The organism is Bradyrhizobium sp. STM 3809, from assembly GCF_000239795.1.
In the GTDB taxonomy this organism is placed as follows: Bacteria; Pseudomonadota; Alphaproteobacteria; order Rhizobiales; family Xanthobacteraceae; genus Bradyrhizobium.
Genome location: NZ_CAFJ01000295.1, coordinates 1 through 2,734, shown reverse-complemented (window position 1 = coordinate 2,734; position 2,734 = coordinate 1). Strand labels below are relative to the sequence as shown.

The following is a 2,734-nucleotide window of genomic DNA, read 5'->3' as shown; positions in this document are numbered from 1 at the left end:
CGAAGGGCGAGCCCGGCAGCGAGACCTGGAAGGACAGCAACGACGCGGCAGCCGCGGGCGGCGGTTCGACCTGGGTGACCGGCACCTATGATCCGACGACCGACACCATCATCTGGGGCGTCGGCAATCCCGGTCCGGACTGGGACAACGCCTATCGTCCGGGCGACAACCTCTACACCGACAGCTCGCTGGCGCTCGATGCCAACACCGGCAAGATCAAGTGGCACTACCAGCACACGCCGAACGATCCCTACGACTATGACAGCGTCGCGGAGAACGTGCTGGTCGACGTGCCCACGCCGAATGGACAGACCCAGAAGCTCGCACTGGAAGCCGACCGCAACGGCTTCGCCTATGCGATCGACCGCACGAACGGCAAGTTCCTGTGGGGCCTGCCGTTCGTGAAGAAGGTGACCTGGACCAAGGGACTCGATCCCGAGACCGGCAAGCCGATCGAGTACGATGCGAAGAATCCGGTGCAGCGCTACAACGCATCGGTCACGCCGCATCGTGAGAACAAGGTCGCGGACATCTGCCCCGGCAACATGGGCGGCAAGAACTGGCCGCCGACCTCGTACAATCCTGACCTCAAGCTCTGGTACATCCCGGTGATCGAGAGCTGCAACCGGATCACCGTCGAGGAGGCGACCAAGGACAAGCTCAAGGCGCGCGAGTTCTGGACCGGCGGCGGACCGAGCCAGCCGTTCAAGATCACGGGCAGCGTGACTGCGATCGACGTCACCACCGGCAAGATCGCCGGCAAGATGGAGACGCCGTTCCCGAACCTCGGCGGCATGCTGTCGACCCCTGATCTGGTCTTCACCGGCCAGCCCTCGGGCGAGGTGATGGCGCTCGATGCCAAGACCCTGCAGAAGCTGTGGGAGTTCAACACCGGCGGCGGCGTCAATGCGCCTCCCGTGACCTTCTCGGTCGACGGCAAGCAATATGTCGCGATCCTGGTCGGCCTCGGCGGCGCCTGGGACAAGTGGTTCATCGAATCCACGCCCGAGCTGAAGAAGATCCAGCCCGGCTCGATGCTCTACGTGTTCTCTCTCTGACATCGAACGAGGAGCGGAGGCGTCGGCCTCCGCTCCTTCCTCATTCCTGTTCGGCAAGAAGATCAGATGAAATCCAGTGCGATCACGTCCGCCATGGCGTTGGCCTTCGTCCTCGGCTCCGCGTCGCTCGCTTCGGCGCAGTCCGCCGCGCCAGCCGATCCGACCGATGCCGGCAAGGCGGTGTTCAAGCGCGCCAACTGCGTCGGCTGCCACAAATGGCATGGCAATGGCGGCGGCGGTTACGGCGGCGACGCGTTGTCGCTGCGCCAGACCCACCTTACCCGCGACCAGATCGTCGAGACCGTGACCTGCGGCCGGCCTGGAACGGGCATGCCGTATTTCGCGCGCGGCTCGTACGACACCGCGAAGTGCTACGACATGACCCGCCAGGATGTCGGTGAGCGCATTCCGCCGGAAGGTGGAACGTTCCTGCGGCCAAATGACATCGAGGCGGTCGCGGACTACGTGCTCGCTCACATCAAAGGCAAGGGCGAGCCCAACTACGACGAATGCACGACCTTCTTCGGCAACACCTCGCGCGTCTGCGACATCTACAAGGCGAATGCGACCAAGCCTGCCAGCGAGCAACAAAAATGAAGCGCTCAACCTGCACCGCGATCTTTGCGACGCTCCTGCTGTCTGCCGTGATGCATGCGGCCTCGGCTCAGGCCGTGCCGAGCTATGACCTGCGCGACATCACCGTCGGGATGCCGGTCGGCAATCTGCCCGACGAGGGCTATGTCAATCTCAGTTGCGCGGGCAATCAGGATCGCAAATTGACCGCCTGGTCGGCGTGGCGAGATTGTCCTGCAGACGAGCAGGGGCGCCGCGCGGTGCGCTTCGAGTTCGACCCTGAAACCAGCCAGGACGGCACCAAGGTGGCCGGTCACCCCGTGCTGTTGACGGCCATCATCGACGACAAGGGCTCGGTCGCGGGGCTCACCATCGAAACCGATCCCAAGGCGCGGCTCTACATCCGCAAGAAGGCGTTCCTGCTCGGCAATCAGGTGAAGTCGCGCTACGGCGGCGAGGGCTGGGATTGCAAGGAGCGGCAGCCGAGCGCGAACGAGCAGCCGGTCGGTGGCGTGTTCCTGCGCGAGGTCTGCAGCAAGACCGTGCCCGGCCGCATGCTGACGGTCGAGCGCGAGCTGTTCCGAAGGCCGGACCAGGACGCCAAGAGTTTCGTCGATCAGACGCTGGTTCGGATTACGAAGACGAACTGATCACGTTCGAGCCTCGCCCGAGCGGCGAGGTTTTCGCAGGTCGCGCCTGCCATCGCCGGGTCGGGAGAGTTGCCGGGGATGCAGGTGGCCGCCGGTTGCGCGGCAATGATCATCCTCTCCGGGAGAACGAGCATGAGCTGGACTGCACCCAGGATCGTCGAAGTGCCGGTCGGCATGGAAATCAACATGTATGCCTGCGCCAGCAGGACAGCGGCGGCTCAGCGCAAGAGCTGATCGCGCGCCTGATGTCGATGAGTGCGGCGGCCGCGCACATTGCTGCCGCTGCAAGCTGACTGGGACTGCAATTCACCATTCGGACAACGCGGGATGATGGGGCCTCGCGTTGCCGCGATCAGCCGGAACGCCGATGGGCGTTCGCTCCAGAGCAAAATCCGTCCCGTAAGGAGGTTCTTGGCAATGGCGAAACTCAGTATCAACGGCAGAGACGTCTCT

General features: G+C 64.1%; 5 protein-coding genes. 4 read left to right on the top strand and 1 reads right to left on the bottom strand.

From position 1 onward, the window contains the following. The 4 genes from BRAS3809_RS16695 to pqqA all read left to right on the top strand — a co-directional run. On the top strand, positions 1 to 1,058 hold a 1,058-nt coding region (locus BRAS3809_RS16695; protein ID WP_035656507.1), incomplete at its 5' end, for an outer membrane protein assembly factor BamB family protein. Positions 1,059 to 1,157: 99 nt separating this feature from the next. Beyond that, positions 1,158 to 1,655 (top strand): c-type cytochrome, encoded by a 498-nt coding sequence (locus BRAS3809_RS16690; RefSeq protein ID WP_008963288.1) that lies wholly within the window; start codon positions 1,158 to 1,160, stop codon positions 1,653 to 1,655. Further along, positions 1,652 to 2,281 (top strand): hypothetical protein, encoded by a 630-nt coding sequence (locus BRAS3809_RS16685; protein ID WP_008963287.1) that lies wholly within the window; start codon positions 1,652 to 1,654, stop codon positions 2,279 to 2,281. Before BRAS3809_RS16690 ends, BRAS3809_RS16685 begins: the two co-directional genes overlap by 4 nt. A 132-nt stretch (positions 2,282 to 2,413) precedes the next feature. Continuing rightward, positions 2,414 to 2,515, top strand: a complete 102-nt coding sequence (gene pqqA, locus BRAS3809_RS16680) for a pyrroloquinoline quinone precursor peptide PqqA (RefSeq protein WP_035656508.1) — start codon at positions 2,414 to 2,416, stop codon at positions 2,513 to 2,515. On the opposite strand, the gene BRAS3809_RS37075 is transcribed toward pqqA, so the two are convergent. After that, positions 2,500 to 2,734: hypothetical protein (locus tag BRAS3809_RS37075; RefSeq protein WP_210161102.1), on the bottom strand; the 235-nt coding region annotated here is incomplete at its 5' end. The two genes, pqqA and BRAS3809_RS37075, sit on opposite strands and share 16 nt — an antisense overlap.